This window comes from Patulibacter ginsengiterrae (assembly GCF_056269115.1).
Window position 1 is genome coordinate 36,376 of the sequence record NZ_JBWDOG010000010.1, and the last position, 16,901, is coordinate 53,276.

The 16,901-nt window shown below is 75.0% G+C and carries 14 protein-coding genes; 5 read left to right on the top strand and 9 right to left on the bottom strand.

Translation table 11 applies throughout. From position 1 onward, the window contains the following. Position 1 precedes the first annotated feature (1 nt). Complete coding sequence (locus ACVUH9_RS14115; RefSeq protein WP_475757957.1) at positions 2–2,293, bottom strand: hypothetical protein; 2,292 nt, start codon at positions 2,291–2,293, stop codon at positions 2–4. Positions 2,294–2,701: 408 nt separating this feature from the next. After that, positions 2,702–3,610, bottom strand: coding sequence for an SDR family oxidoreductase (locus tag ACVUH9_RS14120; RefSeq protein ID WP_475757959.1), 909 nt, complete (start codon positions 3,608–3,610; stop codon positions 2,702–2,704). Positions 3,611–3,732: 122 nt separating this feature from the next. Here ACVUH9_RS14120 and ACVUH9_RS14125 point away from each other — a divergent pair, with 122 nt between their 5' ends. From ACVUH9_RS14125 to ACVUH9_RS14140, 4 genes are all read left to right on the top strand, one after another. Further along, positions 3,733–4,575, top strand: a complete 843-nt coding sequence (locus tag ACVUH9_RS14125) for an alpha/beta fold hydrolase (RefSeq protein WP_475757961.1) — start codon at positions 3,733–3,735, stop codon at positions 4,573–4,575. Between the two features lie 133 nt (positions 4,576–4,708). Further along, a complete protein-coding gene (locus tag ACVUH9_RS14130) occupies positions 4,709–5,623 on the top strand; it encodes an ABC transporter substrate-binding protein (protein WP_475757963.1) in 915 nt (304 codons plus the stop codon). Beyond that, entirely contained in the window at positions 5,623–6,750 is a 1,128-nt protein-coding gene (locus ACVUH9_RS14135) for a FecCD family ABC transporter permease (protein WP_475757965.1), read from the top strand. The genes ACVUH9_RS14130 and ACVUH9_RS14135 overlap by 1 nt, the downstream gene beginning before the upstream one ends. Next, positions 6,747–7,703, top strand: coding sequence for an ABC transporter ATP-binding protein (locus tag ACVUH9_RS14140; RefSeq protein ID WP_475757966.1), 957 nt, complete (start codon positions 6,747–6,749; stop codon positions 7,701–7,703). The genes ACVUH9_RS14135 and ACVUH9_RS14140 overlap by 4 nt, the downstream gene beginning before the upstream one ends. Before the next feature lie 91 nt (positions 7,704–7,794). Here the strand turns inward: ACVUH9_RS14140 and ACVUH9_RS14145 are convergent, their stop codons facing one another. The 3 genes from ACVUH9_RS14145 to ACVUH9_RS14155 form a co-directional block, all read right to left on the bottom strand. Next, positions 7,795–7,950 (bottom strand): hypothetical protein, encoded by a 156-nt coding sequence (locus ACVUH9_RS14145; RefSeq protein WP_475757968.1) that lies wholly within the window; start codon positions 7,948–7,950, stop codon positions 7,795–7,797. A gap of 65 nt (positions 7,951–8,015) precedes the next feature. Then, a complete protein-coding gene (locus tag ACVUH9_RS14150; protein ID WP_475757970.1) occupies positions 8,016–8,870 on the bottom strand; it encodes a sugar transferase in 855 nt (284 codons plus the stop codon). After that, the gene (locus ACVUH9_RS14155; protein WP_475757972.1) at positions 8,867–10,096 is read right to left on the bottom strand and encodes a glycosyltransferase; all 1,230 of its coding nucleotides are present in this window, start codon (positions 10,094–10,096) and stop codon (positions 8,867–8,869) included. Before ACVUH9_RS14155 ends, ACVUH9_RS14150 begins: the two co-directional genes overlap by 4 nt. A 101-nt stretch (positions 10,097–10,197) precedes the next feature. Here ACVUH9_RS14155 and ACVUH9_RS14160 point away from each other — a divergent pair, with 101 nt between their 5' ends. Next, complete coding sequence (locus tag ACVUH9_RS14160; protein WP_475757974.1) at positions 10,198–10,962, top strand: GNAT family N-acetyltransferase; 765 nt, start codon at positions 10,198–10,200, stop codon at positions 10,960–10,962. Here the strand turns inward: ACVUH9_RS14160 and ACVUH9_RS14165 are convergent. From ACVUH9_RS14165 to ACVUH9_RS14180, 4 genes are all read right to left on the bottom strand, one after another. Continuing rightward, positions 10,946–12,655, bottom strand: coding sequence for a PKD domain-containing protein (locus ACVUH9_RS14165; protein ID WP_475757976.1), 1,710 nt, complete (start codon positions 12,653–12,655; stop codon positions 10,946–10,948). The two genes, ACVUH9_RS14160 and ACVUH9_RS14165, sit on opposite strands and share 17 nt — an antisense overlap. Before the next feature lie 370 nt (positions 12,656–13,025). Then, a complete protein-coding gene (locus ACVUH9_RS14170; protein ID WP_475757977.1) occupies positions 13,026–13,496 on the bottom strand; it encodes a hotdog fold domain-containing protein in 471 nt (156 codons plus the stop codon). Positions 13,497–13,574: 78 nt separating this feature from the next. Beyond that, on the bottom strand, positions 13,575–14,684 hold the full coding sequence (locus ACVUH9_RS14175) for a glycosyltransferase family 4 protein (RefSeq protein ID WP_475757979.1): 1,110 nt from the start codon (positions 14,682–14,684) through the stop codon (positions 13,575–13,577). 76 nt (positions 14,685–14,760) lie between these two features. Next, the gene (locus ACVUH9_RS14180; protein WP_475757981.1) at positions 14,761–16,836 is read right to left on the bottom strand and encodes a serine/threonine-protein kinase; all 2,076 of its coding nucleotides are present in this window, start codon (positions 16,834–16,836) and stop codon (positions 14,761–14,763) included. Positions 16,837–16,901: the final 65 nt, after the last annotated feature.

Sequence of the window (16,901 nt, forward strand, 5' to 3'; positions counted from 1 at the left end):
GCTAACGGCCCTTCTTGGTCGTGAGGGTGAGCGCCGTCGTCCGCGACGGCGCGCCCGTGTGGCGAACGGTGATCGTGACCCGCAGCCGGCCCGTGCGGGTCAGCTCGCGGCGGGCGGCCCGCGAGAGCCGCAGGCCGAGCTTGATCGTGCCCGCGCTCTGCTTGCGCTGGCTGGCGCGGGCGACGGTCCGGGTCTGCTTCCCGATCCGGGCCTTCGCGGTCACCGTGGCGGTGCCGCCGCGGGTCACCCGCAGCCGCAGGTTCAGGCGCTTGCCGGCCGCGAAGCTGCGCCGCTCGCTGGCGGTCACGGCCTGGACGGTCAGCTTGCTGCTGCCGCCACCGACCTCGTCCTTCGGGGGCACGACGTTGCCGGGCCCGACGACGAACGCCGAGGCGGCGCGGTCGAGCGGGGCCTGCGGGGTCGGCTGCCCCTGGCAGACGTCGCCCTCGCAGCGGGCGGGACCGGCCGGAGCGTCGAAGCCGCCACCGATGCGCGCGACGTAGAGGTCGACGTCACCGTTGTCGACGTCGTCCCAGGTCAAGCTCTCGCCGGTGGAGAAGGCAACGCTGCTGCCGTCCGACGACGCGCCGATGAAGTCGGCGTCGACCGCGGCCCGACCGGTGGTGATCAGGGCGAAGCTGCCGTCCGCCCGGCGCTCGTAGACGTCGCTGCGGTTGTTCGTGTCAGCGCGGACCAGCGGGCTCGCCGTCTGGAAGAAGAGCCGGCCGTCGTTGGTGACCGGGTTGCGCGTGAACGCCCCGGCCGCGTCGTTGCGGCCGACGCTGAAGCCGATGCTTGACGGGCCGGTGGGCTGGTCGTCGGTCCCGCAGGTGGCGCAGACCGGCTTCGCGTCGCCCGACGTCCCGGTGATGTACGCCTGCGTCGTGCCCGTATGGTCGGGCGCGCCCGACTGGGGCGCCGCGGTCGCGAAGGCGAGCTTGCTGCCGTCGGCGCTGAGGGCGAGGTTGCCGTCGAGCAGCTTCGGCGTGTCCGAGCCGACGACGCCGACCAGCCGCAGCTGGCCGTCGGAGTAGCGGTAGAGCTTGTTGCTGCCGTCGACGGGGGCGTCGGCGGTCAGCGCCGTCGTCGAGCTGAACGCGACGACCGAGCCGTCGGGGGAGACCGCGGGCGGGCCCCACTGATCGAGGGCGGTGGCGCCGTAGGCCTTCGGCGTGAGGTTCGTCAGCACGCCGTCGGGGTGGGCGGCGGTCGGCAGCTGGAAGCGGTAGAGCGCGTTGGTGATCGTCGCGTCGTTGGTCTTCAGCTCGGTCGAGACGAAGAAGACGTCGCTCCCGGAGGGCGTGGCCGCCCGGAACTCGACCGCGGCCCGGCCGGCGGGGTCGGGCGTGGTCCGGGTCGAGGGCGAGACCAGCTGCGCCGGCTCGCCGTCGCGCTGCACGTAGAGCTGGCCGTTGACGGCCGAGGCGCTGCACGGCGCTCCCGGGCCGTAGGCGAAGCCGGAGCGGAAGAAGACGCGCTCACCGCCGCGCGAGATCTGGTTGAGGCCCGCGGTGGAGAAGGAGGAGATCCCCGACACGCCGCAGCGCGACAGCAGGCCGCCGTTCGCGCCGGTCGCGACCAGCGTGGTCGTCCCGGCCTGGCGATCGCGGAGGTAGAGGCCATCGCCGCTCTGGCGACCGCTGGTCGGGTCCGTCTCGCGCGGATCGAGCTTGGCCGGCGTCTGGAAGGCGACGTAGCGCCCGTCGGCGCTGCTGCCCGCGTACTGGGGCGCGTCCGGGACGAGCTTCGGTCCGCTCCCGCGCGAGACCCAGCTGGGGGTCGCGCTGCCGTCGCTGGCGTAGAGGTCGGTGCCGCCCTCCCCGTCGCGGTCGTCGGCGTCCCACGCGGCGGTGTAGGCGAGGGCGAACTCGGTCTGGAAGTCGCTGCTCCAGCCGACCGACTGCCAGTCGCCGCCGGTGGCGACGGTCCCGGTCGCGCCGGCCGGCGGCGCCGGGATCATCGGCTTCCAGGTCCAGCCCTCGGCCGTCCGCCGGGCGCCGTAGTTCTGGGAGAACGGCGCGGTGTGGGCGCCGATGAAGCCGGTCACGCTGACGAAGAGCGCGTGGTCGCCGTCGGCGGCGAACAGCGGCGGGCCCATCCCGAAGCCGGCGCCCGGCAGGACGCCGTCGGCGTTCTTGTCGCCGGTCGAGACCAGCTCGTAGGCGCGGCTGCCGTCGGGGGTCGTCCCCGGAGCGGCCGCGGCCGGAGCGGCGCCGATGCCGAGCGCCACGGCGGTCAGGGCGAGGGCGCTCACCCGCGCCCCGATCCCGCCGATCCGGCGCCGTGAGCGCACGCCCGCGGCCCCTGGGCTACGCCGCTCCCCTGGCTCGCGATCCCGTTCTCCGAGGCGGCCTCGTGCCGTTGCGGCACGCTCTCCCGCTGCGCTCATCTCTTGCTCCACTTCTAACCCCCATAGCCACGTAAGCGGGTGAAGTAGAACAGTTGCGACGCGGCCGTGTCAAGTTTCCGATCGATTCGGAAACGCGTAATGTGCATACGTACAAAACGTCTTGGCCCCGAGACGGACGCCGCGTACGCCCGTCCCAGACGGGAAACACCCCGCATCTGCCGGAATCGCGCGGACACCATCCGCCACACGATGTGGGACATCCAGACACGTTTTGACCGCAACCGCCCGAAGCCCGGGCAGCGACACGATCGGGGCCGGCGCTCGGCCGACCCCAGGCCCCGCGCCGTCCGCTCAGTCGCCGCCCGGCAAGCGGGCCTGCGTGCCCCCGGCCTCGAGCTGCGGACCGCCATCGGTCGCCCGCAGCTCGTAGCCCGCGCGGGCCGAGCGGTCGGCCTCGATCAGGGCCACGTCGGCCTTCAGCGCCCGGACCAGGCCCTCGCGGCCACGCCGCGGCAGGACTCCGACGATCGTGTTCGCGACCCCCGCCGACTTCGGCACGAAGACGTCGAAGCGCGGGTTCTTGAGGACCTCGACGATCGACTCGGCGACGTCCTCCGGCGTGATCTTCTTGACCCCGCGGGTGTCCTTCAGCCCCGTCGCCAACTCGGTCTGCACGATCGCCGGCATCACGCAGCTGACGTCGACCGGCGAGCCGGCGTAGTGCAGCTCCCCCCGAATGGCCTCCGACAGCCCGACCACGAAGTGCTTGGTCCCGCAGTAGGTCGCCACCCCCGGGAAGCCCCCCTTGCCGGCCATCGAGGCGACGTTCACGAGGTGCCCGCGGCCCCGAGCCACGAACCGCGGCAGGACCTCCTTGGCGCCGTGGATCACGCCGAAGACGTTGATGTCGACCTGGCGGCGGGTGCTCTCGTCGGACTCCTCCAGGAAGGTGCCGACGGGCATGATCCCGGCGTTGTTGTCGAAGACGTCGAGCGGGCCGAGGTCGCGCTCGACGGCGTCGACGAACTCCCGCACCGAGTCGCGGACGGTGACGTCGAGCGGGTAGGCGCGGACGGTCGCCCCACCCGCCGACAGCTCCCGCGCGGTCGCCTCGGCCAGCTCCAGATCGACGTCCCCGATCGCCACCTTCATGCCCTCGCGGGCGAGCGCACGGGCGGTCGCCCTGCCGATCCCGCGGGCGCCGCCGGTGATCGCGGCCACCTGGCCGACCAGGACGCGGGGCTGTCGGTTCTGTGCCATGGCTGGCGTCGTCTCCTCGGGCCGCACAGGGCGGCGTGGCGGGCATCGTCGGGACGGCCCCACGCAAAACGTGACGCCTCCGTCAGGTTCGACCCTACCCCGCGTCGTATGCTGGCGCAACCATGGCGCAGAGCTTCGAGTTCGAGGGCCACCGGATCGCCTACGAGGAGTCGGGGTCCGGTGACCGCACGGTGATCCTGATCCACGGGCTGACGCTCAACCGCAAGATGCAGCGACCGCTGGCGACGGCGCTCGCCGGGCACGGCTTCCGGGTGGTCAACGTCGACCTGCTCGGGCACGGCGAGTCCGACCGCCCGGAGCGCAGCTGGGCCTACTCGATGACCCGCTTCGGGCGGCTGCTGCTGGCCCTGATCGACCACCTCGAGGTCGACGACGCGGTCCTCTTCGGGACCTCGCTCGGGGCCAACTCGTCGCTCGAGGCGGCGGTCGCGGACGCCTCGAAGATCCGCGGGATGGTGATCGAGATGCCCGTCCTCGAGAACTCGCTGGTCGCGATCGGCGCGACCTTCCTGCCGCTGTTCGCGCTGCTGCGGGGCGGCGAACCGGTGGTGCGGGCGATCGGGCGCGGACTGCGGCGGCTGCCGACGAAGCGGATCTGGGCCGCCGACGTCCTGCTCGACACCGTCCGCCAGGACCCGCGGGCGACCTCGGCCGTGCTGCTCGGGCTGTTCTTCGGCCGGGTCGCGCCCCCGCGCGCCGACCGGATCTCGATCACGGTCCCGACGCTGGTGATCGGCCACCGCATCGATCCGGTCCATCCGTTCACCGACGCCGGCATGCTCGCGGCCGAGCTGCCGAACGGGCGACTGCTGGAGGCGAGCTCGATCCTCGAGCTGCGGATCGCCCCCGAGCGGCTGACCAACGAGATCGCGGCCTACCTGGAGCGCCTCTGGCCGGAGCAGGCGAGTGAGGCGACCGCCCCGATCGGCGCCCACCAGCGGTAGCGTCCAGCCCCGATCGACCGGCCGCAGCAACGCCGGCCCAGGTACGTTCGGGTACTCTACTTCGGGCTGCCTAACCGACCGCTCGGCGGCGCCGTCTCCGCGACGGCCCCCGACCCCGACGCCCGAGGTTCGCTTGTTCTCCCTGCCCGCCGCACTCCGCTCCGGCCGCGCGCATCGCGCCGGCGCCCTGGCCACCGCCGCCGTGATCGGCGCGACGCTGCTGCCCGCCGCCGCTGACGCCGCCCCACCGAAGCGGGTCGTCGCGCTCTCGCCGTTCGTCGCCAACACGCTGGCCGACCTGCGCGTCAAGCCGATCGCCGTCGGCTCCCCGATCGGCAGCTCGTACCGCCTCTCGCGGCGCCTCAACGGCGTCAAGCGGCTGGTCCTGACGCACCCCAACGGGCCGAACCTCGAGAACCTGATCTCGCTCAGGCCGGACCTGGTCCTCTCCTCGCCGAACTGGCGCCAGGGCACCAACCAGATCCGCAAGTCCGGGATCGCCGTCGACGACGGGATCGACCCGCAGCGCCTCAACACCGTCTCCGCCGCGACCCGCAAGCTCTCCGCCCGGTTCGGCAAGCAGGCGCTCGGCAAGACGCTCGTCGCCAAGATCAACCGCGACATCACCGCCGCGCGCAAGGGCATCAAGGGCCGCCCGACGGTCCTGCTCGTGCTCGGCGTCGGCAGCTCGACCTCGGCCTTCCTGCCCAACAGCTGGGGCGGCGACATCGTCAAGAACGCCGGCGGCCGGCTGCTGACCGACGGGATGAAGGGGACCTCGATCTCCGGCACCCCGGGCAGCTTCGCCCCGCTCAGCGACGAGATCGTGGTCGCCAAGAACCCCGACGTGATCATCGCCGTCCCGCACGGGACGCCGTCGTCGATCGAGCAGACGAAGCAGAACATGAAGAACCGGGCCGGCTGGAAGAACACCTCCGCCGCGCGCAACAACCGGATCTACATCTCCGATCCCGACACGCTGCTGCAGGCCTCGACGACCCCGGGCGCCAGCATCAGCAAGGTCCGTCGCGAGTACCTGAAGAACTAGTGCGGACCGGCGGGACGAACGCGCGCGAAGCGCAGTCGGCCCGCGGGCCACGGGCCGGCGCCGCGCCGGTCACGACCGTCGCCGGCCACCGCCGGGTGACCAAGCGCCAGCTCACCGTCGCCGTCGTCGCGCTCGTGGCCCTCGTGGTCGTGTCGGTGGCGTCGCTCGCGCTCGGCTCGGTCCGGATCCCGATCGGCGAGGTCCTCCAGGTCCTCTACTGGGAGGTCCTGCCCGGCTTCCTGCGCGACATCCTCCCGGGCACGCCGGGGCATCCGAGCCCGGAGGCGGTCCAGATCGTCGTCGACCTGCGGATCCCCCGTACGGTCACCGCGATCGCCGTCGGCGGCGCGCTGGCCGTGTCCGGCTCCCTGCTGCAGGGCGCGCTCGGCAACCCGCTCGCCTCACCCGACGTGATCGGCGTGACGGCGGGAGCCGGGCTCGGCGGCATGATCGCCCTGCTGATCTTCCCCAACGAGCCGAACCTACTGCCGGTCCTGGCGCTCGGGATGGGCCTGCTGGCGGCGGTCGTCGTCTTCGCGGTCGCCGCCCTCGGGCCGGGTGGCGGCAGCGTCGTCCGGCTGATCCTGGCCGGGATCGCGATGAGCGCCCTGTTCGGCGCGGCGACGATGGCCGTGATGAACATCTACCCCGACCGCGTGCCGTCGGCGGTGCCGTTCCTCTCCGGCTTCCTCGCCTACGACCGCTGGGCCAAGCTCGGCCCGATCTCCCCCTACATCGGCATCGGGTTGGCGGCGGCGCTGGTCCTGATCCGCCCGCTCGACCGGCTCGCGCTCGGCGACGACGTCGCCCGCTCGCTGGGGGTCAACCCGACGACGATCCGGATCGTGGCCGCGACCGCCGCCGCGCTGCTCGCCGCCTCGGCCGCCGCCCTCGCCGGGTTGCTCGGCTTCGTCGGCCTGATCGTGCCCCACGCGGTCCGGATCGCCGGGCGGACCTCGAGCCACCGGTTCGTGATCCCGGTCGCCGCGGTCGGCGGTGCCGCGCTGGTGACCCTCGGCGACGAGGTCTCGCGGACGATCGTGCCCGGCGTCGACCTGCCGGTCGGCCCGTTCATGGTCGTGATCGGGGTGCCGTTCTTCCTCTGGCTGCTGCGGAAGGCCGTATGAGCGAGCGGCCGAACGGCGACGAGCGGCGCGAGCACGGCCCCGACGGCGCGGGCGCGAGCACGGGTCGGCTGGCGGAGACCCCGCGGACCGGCGACCACGCCGATCCATCCCCGGCCGAGCAACTGCCGATCCACGTCCACCCGCACGCGGAGCACCCCGAGAGCGGGCCGCTGCTGCTGGAGGCCCGTGACGTCCGGGTCACGATCGCCGGCAAGTCGATCGTGCACGGGGCCGACCTGACGCTGGCCGCCGGCGAGCTGGTCGCCGTCGTCGGACCGAACGGCGCCGGCAAGTCGACCCTCGCCCGGGCCGTCGCCGGGCTCCAGCCGACCGCCGGCGGCACGATCCGCTGGGGCGGCGACGACGTCCGCAAGCTCCGTGGCCGCCAGCTGGCGAAGCTGCGCGCCTTCGTCCCCCAGCGCCCGCGGGTGCCGGAGGGGATCACCGTCCGCGAGGCCGTCGCGATCGGCCGGGCGCCCCACCTCGGCCTGCTCCAACGGGCTGGGCAGGCCGACCGCGACGTGGTCGAGGCGGCGCTGACGCGCGCCGACGCGCTCCGCTTCGCCGACCGCTCGCTGCCGACCCTCTCGGGCGGCGAGCTCCAGCGCGTGCACGTCGCCGTCGGCCTGGCCCAGGCGACGCCGGTGCTGATCGCCGACGAGCCGACCTCGGCCCTCGACCTCGGCGCGACCGCCGCGATGGCGCGGCTGCTGCGCTCGTTGGCCGACGACGGACTGGCCGTGATCCTGGTCGTCCACGACCTGGCGCTCGCCGCGGCGATCGCCGACCGGGTCGTGGTCCTCTCGCAGGGACGGACCGTCGCCGTCGGCCCCCCGACCGAGGTCCTGACCCCGGAGCGACTGGCCGAGGTCTGGCAGGTCGAAGCGGCGCTGCGGGCCGAGGACGGCGGCCGTACCTCGCTGCACGTCTCCTGGCTCGATCCGCGGGAATAGCCGGCGGGCCGCTGGGCGCACGGCAGTGGGCGCGGCGTGAGCGGCGAGCCGCGGCGGGCGCGAGGTGGCGGCCAGCGGGCGGAGGCCGAGATCAGACCCGCGTGCCGCGGCCCCCACGGGCGTTGAGCAGCAGGTAGAGCAACACGACGACGGCTGCGATCGCCAGGATGCCACCGCCGACCGCGACCTTGGCGATGAACAGGATGACCGCGACGATCGCGAGGAGTACGACGAGAGAGTAGATCACGACATGCTGTTACCCGGACCACCGGGCGCCATGCGCCTCCGGGCCGGATTGGACCATCGTCCGGGTCAGCGCCGCGGATCGGCCGGGGGCGGCTGGACGGCGGTGGACGAACCGTCCAGACCAGCGTCCGGGGCCTCGGCACTCGGGCCCGTCAGGCTCGCACTCGGTGGGCTCGAAGGCGCTCCGTCGGCGGCGGTTGGCGGCACCGCCCAGGCGGCGCCGTCGCGCTGGACCCCGGCGCCACCGAGCACGACCCGCACCGTCCGCAGCAGGATCCCGACGTCGACCCGCAGCGAGCGGTGGGCGACGTACCAGCGGTCGAGCTCGATCCGCTCGGGCCACGAGAGCGTCGTCCGACCCTGGATCTGCGCCCACCCGGTCAGGCCGGGGCGGACCAGCAGCCGCTCGCGCTGGCGGTCGTCGTAGCCGGCGATCTGGACCGGGACGGTCGGTCGCGGGCCGACGATCGACATCTCACCGCGAAGCACGTTGACGAACTGCGGCAGCTCGTCGACCGACGTCCGCCGCAGCAGGCGGCCGAGCCGGGTGATCCGGGCGTCGCCGGCCACGATCGCCAGCCCGGCCCCCATCCGCTCGGCGCCCTGGACCATCGTCCGGACCTTGAGCACGTCGAACTCCTCGCCGTCGAGGCCGACCCGCCGCTGACGGAAGATCGGACTGCCCGGCGACTCCAACCGCACGACCAGCAGGACCAGCCCGAGCGGGACGGCCAGGATCAGCAGCGCCACCGCCGCGACGACGACGTCGAACGCACGCCGGACCAGGCCCCCGAGGCGGGTGCCACCGGGGCGCGCGATCGGGCCGTCGGGACCGACCGCCATCCCGGCGTCGCGCATCGCCGACCGGAGCGCGGCGTGGCGGTCACGGGGATCGACGTCCGCCGCTTCCCGGCCGGTCACCGCGTGCCCTCCGCCGGATCCCAACCCGCGGGGGTGCCGTGTCGCAGGTGGTCGGCGAGCCCGGCGGCGATCGAGGCGGTCATCAACACGTAGTAGCGGCAGAGCAGCAACGGCCGCCAGCGCCAGCGGCCCGCGGCGGCGGCCCCGAGCGGTAGGGCGAGGTGCGCGGCGAGCAGCAGCAGGTCGAGCGTCGGGCGCCCCCCACGCCGTCCGCGCACGAGCAGCACCGCCCCAGCCGCGTAGGCGATCAGGTGCAGAAAGGGGCTCGCGTAGCGCAGCCAGCGGTGACTGACCAGCGCCGCGAGGTAGGCCGGCGGCAGCCCGGTCGGGTCGAGGATCCCGCCGCGCAGGCCGTCGTCCTCGCCGCCGTGCAGGACGACCCGCCAGGCCTGGTTCATCATCCGCCGCTTGCGGCGCCACTCGCCGTCGACGGTCGGGACCATCGGCTCGCTCGCTCGGGCGGTCGGACGGTCGACGGCCAGCGCGCCGGCGCGGACGGTCTGGTGGGGGAGCGCGAGGTCGTGTCCGAAGCGGGTCCGCAGCCGCGGCCAGAGCTCGGCCCGCAGCGCGTAGATCGCGCCGTTGCCGGCCGTCACCGACCACCAGTCGCTCTCGAGCCGGCGCAGGGCCATCTCCAGCCGCCAGTAGGCGCCCTCCTGGTTGGTGGCGCCGTCCTCGGCCACGAACCGGACCCGGCCGCAGGCGTAGCCGACCTCCGGGTCCTCGAAGGCGGCGACCAGCTCGGCGAGCGCGTCGGGCTCCCAGAGCGTGTTCGCGTCGCTGAAGGCGAGGATCTCGCCCGTGGCCGCGGCGACCCCGCCGGCCTGGGCGTGGTGCTTGCCGCCGCGTTCCAGCTCGAGCACCAGGTCGGCCCCGGCCGCCCGGGCTCGCTCCGCGGTCGCGTCGGTCGAGCCGTCGCAGGCGACGATCAGCTGGAGCCGGTCGGCGGGCCAGGTCTGGGCGCGGAGCCGACCGATCGTGGCCGCGATCGCGTCCTCCTCGGCGTAGGCGGCGATGATCAGCGAGACCATCGGACGCGGCTCGCCGGTGGCGCCCGGGCCGGCGGCGTCGGTCGTGGACGACCCGTCGCCGGAGCCCGCCGCACGACTCTCGCGGTCGTCCGCCACCCGCCCGAGGCCGAGCCGCCGCGCGAGCCGCAGGAACACGCCCCAGCCGACGTGGGTCCAGGCGAGCAGGCCGAGGGCCGAGAGCTGCAGGAGACGCACGTACGGATCGTCCCAGAACCGGGCGGGCGGGCTCGCGTCGGCGCTCGAGGAACCTGTCCCAGACGCTGGAGCTGGCCGGCTCCACGGACTACCTTGTCGGTATGGGCACAGGCGATCATCTCGGCATCCCGATCGACTGGGTCCCCGCCCGGCCGCCGGGCCCCGACGTGCTCAGCGGGGAGCGGGTCCGACTCGAGCCGCTCGACCCGGACCGCCACGGCGACGGGCTGCGGGTCGCGGCCGACGCGGGCGATCCGCGGCTGTGGGACTACCTCGCCTACGGGCCGTTCCCGGACCGCCCGAGCTTCGACGCCTTCCTCCGCGAGCGGGCCGCCGCAGTGGATCCCTTCTACGCGATCGTCGCCCAGCGGACCGGGGCACCCGCCGGGATGCTGGCCTATATCCGGATCGCCCCGGAGATCGGCCGGATCGAGATCGCCCACATCTGGTTCGGGGCCGCCCTGCAACGGACGCCGGCGGCGACGGAGACGATCTGGCTGATGGCCCGCCACGCCTTCGAGGGCCTCGGCAACCGTCGCCTGGAGTGGAAGTGCAACGCCCTCAACTGGCGCTCGCGGCGGGCGGCCGAGCGGTTCGGCTTCACCTACGAGGGGACCTTCCGCCAGGACATGGTCGTCAAGGGCCGCAACCGCGACACGGCCTGGTTCTCGCTGCTCGACAGCGAGTGGCCGGCGGCCGACCGCGCGTTCCGGACCTGGCTGGCCCCGGCCAACTTCGACGCCGACGGGCACCAGCGGCGGACCCTCGACGAGATCCGGACGACCGGTCGCAAGCCGCCGGCGCGCGGCCCCGCCCGCCCGGGTCCGCGCCGGGACGCTCCCGGAGAGGTCAGCGGACGATCGTGAACCGGACCGACGCGGCGCTCGACGTCTTGCCGTCGGCGAGCGCGGTCACGAGCACCCGGTAGCGCCCCGGCTTCAGCGTGCGTCCGCCGACCCGACCGCGGAAGGCGTAGGCGTTGGCCCCGGCCTTGCCGGCGACGCTCAGCGTGCCCCGGGCCTGGGAGCGATCGCAGCGCGGCTTCTTGCGGTTCGCCCTGGTCGGCTTGGCGCAGCGCCCGCCGACCCGCCGGCCGGGAGCGATCTGGGAGAACGCGAACCGGACCCGCGCGGCGCGATCGAGCTTGAACCGGAAGCTCGTGCCGACCGGCAGCCGCGGCCCGCGCTTGACCGCGCGCGTCCGCCAGCGCGAGGCGGACTGCTGGAGGCCCGACAAGACCGGTGCCGTCAGGGCGGGGCCCGGGCCGGGTGCGGGGCCGGGCCCCGGCGGGGGAGCCCCCACCGGGACCGGATCGATCGTGATCGTCCGCGTCGTCCGGGACGTGTTCCCCGCCGCGTCGACGCCGGTGATCGCCACCGTGCGCTCGCCCGGCGAGCCGTACGTGTGGCCAACCGCGGCGCCCGAGCCGGACTGGCCGTCACCGAACTCCCATGTGGTCGTCACCGCGGACCAGGCGTCGAACGGATCGACCGACATCGCGACCGGCTGCCCGACGATCCCCCTCACCGGCACCGACGGACTCCGCAGCTCGGGAGCGACGGGGTCGAAGACGCTGCTGGAGCCCGACGAGAGCGACGCGGACCAGACCACGGTCACGTTGCCCTGCGGATCGACGCCCGCCGCCGGCTCCGCGGTGATCGGCCCGACCGACAGGTCGATCACCGAGCCCCACGCGCCCCGGGACGTGCGGCGCACGGCGTGACCGGTCGCCTGGCCCCCGCCGAACCGCCCCCACATCACGGTCACGTCGCCCTGCGGATCGACGCCCACCCACGAGGAGGTCAGGTTGCCGGCGTCAGAATCAGCCGGCACGTCGGCCGAGCCGCTCCACGGTCCGCTCGCCGCGCTGGTGCTGGTCCGGAGGATCCCGAGCGACCACCAGACCGCGGTCGCGTTGCCCTGCTGGTCGATCGCGACCTGCGGGGCGCTGCCCTCGCCCAGGACGGACGCCCCGTTCCAAGCGTGCCCGACGGGTCGATACGCGGCCTCCACGACGTGGTCGCCACCGACCTCGAACCACTTCCAGACCGCGGCCGTGTTGCCCTGCGGATCGACCGCCAGCTGTGGATCGCCGGCGTAGCCGTCGTCGCCGTCCGAGAGATCGACCGCCGTGTTCCAGTCGCCCCCAGCCGCGCGCCGCGCCGCCTGCACGACCGCGCCGTCGCTGTCGGTCACCGCCCAGATCGCGGTCGCCGTGCCCTGCGCGTCGATCCCCAGCCGCGGATCGGCCGCGTTGCCGTCGCCGCCGTCCGAGAGGTCGACCGGCGCGCTCCAGAGGCCACCGCGCGGGCGGCTGGCGCTCCGCACGACGTAGGCCGAGGCGGAGGCCTTGTGCTCGACCCAGGTCGCCGTCGCGCCGCCCTGCTCATCGATGACGACGTCGTAGTCAGCGCCCGGGAACGACGCAGCGGCGGAGAGCCGCTCCGGCGCGCTCCAGACGCCGCCGGCGGGGCGGCTTGCGACCCGGACCCGGTTCGCTCCGTCCGCGTTGGACGAGGACCAGATCGCCACGGCGTCGCCGTTGCGATCGACCGCCACCCGCGGGGGCTCGACCGCGCTGTCCCCACTGTCGGAGACAGCGACGGATCCGCTCCAATGACCACCGCGCGGCCGGTCCGTCGCCCGGATCGCCGTGCCTCCGCCGGAACCCGCTCCGCGCCCGACGGCAAGCGCGTCGCCCTGTCCGTTCAGCCCCAGGTCACTCGCGGCGAGGGGCACGCCCTCCGGGGCCAGCCAGCCGGCCGCGGACGCCCCGCCGTCGCCCGGGGCCGATCGGGGCCGGCGACCGACGTCGCTCGGACCCGCCGGGCCGACGGCGATCTCCGCGCCGATCGGCCGGACCCGCCCGATCACGGCGATCCATCGGTGACGACCGGCGGGCCGGACGACCGAGCCCGCCGCGCGCCGCTCAGGCCGGGCGGGCGGTGACCCAGATCGGGATCGTCGCCGTGGCGACCTCGACGTCCTCGTGGTTCAGGATCCGGATCTGGACCGGCAGCTCCTGCTTCTCGCCGAGCTCGGCGGGCAGCTCCAGCTCGGCGATGGCCCGCAGCCGCCCGGTCGCCTTGGTCTGGTACTCGATGCTCAGGCCGCGCGGGATCCAGCGGTGCGACGGCGGGATCGTGGCCTCGGCCAGCGCTCCCATCACGTACTCGGCGAGGTTGCACTGCGCGATCGCGTGGACCGTGCCGAGGTGGTTGCGGGTCCACGGCACCGCCCGCATCGAGGCCTCGGCGCGGCCCGGCTCGAGCGCGTCGAGCGAGGCCGGGATCGTGAGGAAGTACGGCGCCGCGGTCCGGTAGACGCGCGAGACGACCGCGCGACCGAGCGGCAGCCCTTCGAGCTTGCGGTACGCGGCGGGCAGGTTCAGAGCGGGCATCTCCCGGCCAATCCTACCGACGGTATCGGACTCCGGCCCCGCGTGGCCCCACCGGGTCGGGAATCGGCGGAACCAGGCTCAGCGCTGCAGCTGGGCGTAGAGCCGGCGGTGGGCCGCCGCCACGCCGTCCCAGGAGTAGGGGCCCGCAGCGAGCTCCGCGGCCCGGTCGGCCAGCGCAGATCGGCGACCGCGATCCTCGAGCAGGCCGGAGAGCGCCGCCGCCAGCGCCGCCGCGTCGCCCCGCGGGACCAGCTCGGCCGCGCCCTCGGCGGCGATCTCGGGGAAGCCGCCGACGTCCGTCAGGACCAGCGGCCGCCCGAACGCGAGCGCGGTGAAGAGCACGCCGGACTGGTCGATCTCGCGGTAGGGGAGGACGACCGCGTCGGCCCGCCGGAAGAACGCCGCGGCCTCGGCGTCGGTGACGAAGCGGTCGACGAACCGGACCCCGGCGGGGGCGTCGCGCTTGAGCGCGGTGACGTCCATCTTCGGCAGGCCGACGATCCACAGCTCGGCCGAGGCCCCGCCGTCCCCGGCCATCCGGCCCCAGGCGTCGAGCAGGACGTCGAGGCCCTTGTAGGGCCGCAGCAGGCCGAAGAACAGGACCACGGGGCGCTTGACCGTCTGCAGCACCGGCGGCAGCGGGACCGGGTCGATGGTCGTCAGGTACCCGAAGGCCCCGTGCGGGATCACGTGGACCCGCTCGGGATCGATGTCGAGCGCCTCGACCAGCCGATCGCGACCGTGGTGGGAGTGGACGACGACCGCGTCGACCCGTTCGTAGAGCCGCTGCTGGGCGGTCAGCTGCCCGGGCCGCGGCTCGCGCGGGAGCACGTCGTGGGCGGTCAGGACGACCGGCAGGTCGCGCGGCAGCAGGTGGACGTCGAGCGGCTGCACGGCCAGCCACTGGAAGTGGAGCACGTCGGCCCCGCGCGAGCTCCGCGCCAACCGGCGCATGTCGGGAACGTGCTGGGCGAGCTTCGCCACCCGCCGCATGCGCGATCCGGCGGGCCCGAAGCTCCGGCGGTAGAAGCCGCGCTCGATCGCGTAGCCCTCCGGCGACGGCACCTGGCCGTAGGGGAACTCGCTGGTGACCAGCGTGACGTCGTCGCCCCCGCGCGCCAGCGCACTGCAGAGCGCGTGGTCGTACGGCGGGGTGTAGGCGGACGGGTCGACGATCCTGATCTGCACGGGTACGAGGAGTCTGTCGCAGAAGGCGAGCCGGCCGGGATTCGGGCCCTCGACGCTGCCCGGCCGGCCGCGGACGTCAGCGGACGCGCAGGCCGCGGACGGCCCGGACCGCCAGCCGCTCGGCCGCGTCGGGCTCGGCGGCTGCGGCAATCAGCAGCACGCCGCCGTCGGCCCCGTTGACCGGAACCGCGGCGCAGACGCCCCGTCGGCAGGGCGCGTAGCGGCCGCCGCGGAAGAGCGCCCCGGTGACCCGGCCGCCGCCGACCGGACGGGCCGGGAACGACAGCGACGGCCCGAGGCCGAAGACCGCCGTGCCTCCCGGCAGGTACTCGAGGATCAACCGCGCGCCGTCGGGACGGAGCAGCCGCGTGACGATCCGGCGTCCGCCGTCGTGCTCCTGGACCGTGGTCTGGCGCCAGCCCTCGGCGACCGGCAGGTCGAGCGACCAGCCGCCGCCGCCGAACCGCTCGTTGCCGGCGGCCGGCGCCGGCCGGACCAGAGCGCGGCTGCCGGTGCCCGGCGCGCCGTCGGGCACGACCGGGATCGAGGCCCGGCTGCGGCCGCTGCCGACGGCGGTGGCCGCGGCGGACGAACCGCGCGCGGACGACGCCGCGCCGCCGGCAGACCCGCGGTCCGCCCCCGCAGCGGCACCCGACCCCGACCCCCCGGCCGTAGCCGCGCCTGCGCCCCCCGGAGCGGCCTGCCCGCTCGTCGCGGCGGCCGCAGCCGACGCCGAGCGGCCCGCTGCCGTCCCGGAAGCCGCCCCGCTGCGCGCCGCAGCAGCTCCGCCGCCGGAGGTCCTCCCTCCGCCGGCCGCGCCACCCTTCAACGACGCCCGCCCGCCGGGCGCGGACGTCCCGCCGCCGGCCGCGCCCGATCCGCGACTCCCGGCGGCCGCCCCGCCCGAGCGGGTCCCGCCCGAGCCGTTCGCTCCCGTCCCACCGCCCGACGACGATCGTCCGGTCAGGTCGCGCGGCGCGCCGCCCGTGGCGCCCCCGGAGGCCGTGGCCCCCTTGGTCGTGACCCGCGCCCGCTCGGCCGGACCGAGCGGGCCGATGAAGAGGAAGGCGGCGGCGAGGACCGCGAGCACCGCGGCGACGAACAGCCCGAGCGCACGCCGCGACCGACGGTGCTCCCGCGGCGGGGCCACCAGCGTCGTCGCGGCGGCCGCCGGCTCGAACTCGTCCTCGTGCTCGTCCTGCTCGTCGTCGTGGCCCGGCGGAATCGCCATCTCGTCCGGCGTCGCCGGCGCCGCAGCCGCGGCCCGGACCTCCGCCGCCGAGGCCGGCGGAGCCACCCGCGGCGCCTCGAGCGCGGCCCGCGCCGCCGCGGCCACCTCTCCCGCCGACGCCGGGCGCGCCGCGGGATCGGGCGCGGTCGCCGCCAGCACGATCCGGTCGAAGGCGACGCCGAGCGCGGGCAGCGCGTCGGACGGGCGCAGCCCCTCACGGTGGACATAGCTCTCGCCCGACGGGAGCTGGTCCCCGGTCGCGGCGCGGGCCGCGACCGGCGTCGGCGGAACCCCGGTCAGCAGCTCGTAGAGGACGCAGCCGAGGCCGAAGACGTCGACCGCGGGGGAGGCGTCCTGGCCCGCCAGCTGCTCGGGCGCCGCGTAGCCCGGGGTGCCCTCGGGGTCCTCGGGGGTGGTCGCGCCGGCGGGCCGGACGAGGCCGAAGTCGGCCAGCTCGACGTGCAGCTCGCGGCCGGGGCGATCCTCGATCAGGACGTTGCCGGGCTTGACGTCGCGGTGGACGAGGCCGGCGGCATGCGCGGCGTCGAGCGCCGCGGCGATCTGCTCGACGACCGAGACCGCCTGCTCCGGCTCGAGCCGCCCCGTCCGCCGCAGCAGGACCCGCAGATCGGGGCCGTCGACGAGCCGCATCGCCAGCCACAGGTGAGCGTCGTCGTCACCGCTGTCGAGCACCGTCACGACGTTGGGATGGTCGAGGCCGGCCGCCGCCTGGGCCTCGCGCCGGAAGCGCTCGCGGAACGCCGCGTCGGTCGCCAGCGGCGCGCCCGCGACCTTCAGGGCGACCTGCCGGTCGAGCGTCTCCTGGCGGGCCAGGTAGACGACCCCGGTCGCCCCGTGGCCGAGCTCGCGCTCGATGCGATAGCCGGCGAGACGATCACCGGGGTGGAGGGGCGAGGACACGACGTCCTGCCCTACGCCTCCGGGCCCGCGGATCCTGCCGCTGGGCCGAAGCCTGCACGCCGCCC

What these genes read in the sequence shown, in the direction of transcription:
- ACVUH9_RS14120 (WP_475757959.1), bottom strand. Translation starts at nt 3,610, where the DNA reads ATGGCACAGAACCGACAGCCCCGCGTCCTGGTCGGCCAGGTGGCCGCG.
- ACVUH9_RS14125 (WP_475757961.1), top strand. Translation starts at nt 3,733, where the DNA reads ATGGCGCAGAGCTTCGAGTTCGAGGGCCACCGGATCGCCTACGAGGAG.
- ACVUH9_RS14140 (WP_475757966.1), top strand. Translation starts at nt 6,747, where the DNA reads ATGAGCGAGCGGCCGAACGGCGACGAGCGGCGCGAGCACGGCCCCGAC.
- ACVUH9_RS14160 (WP_475757974.1), top strand. Translation starts at nt 10,198, where the DNA reads ATGGGCACAGGCGATCATCTCGGCATCCCGATCGACTGGGTCCCCGCC.
- ACVUH9_RS14170 (WP_475757977.1), bottom strand. Translation starts at nt 13,496, where the DNA reads ATGCCCGCTCTGAACCTGCCCGCCGCGTACCGCAAGCTCGAAGGGCTG.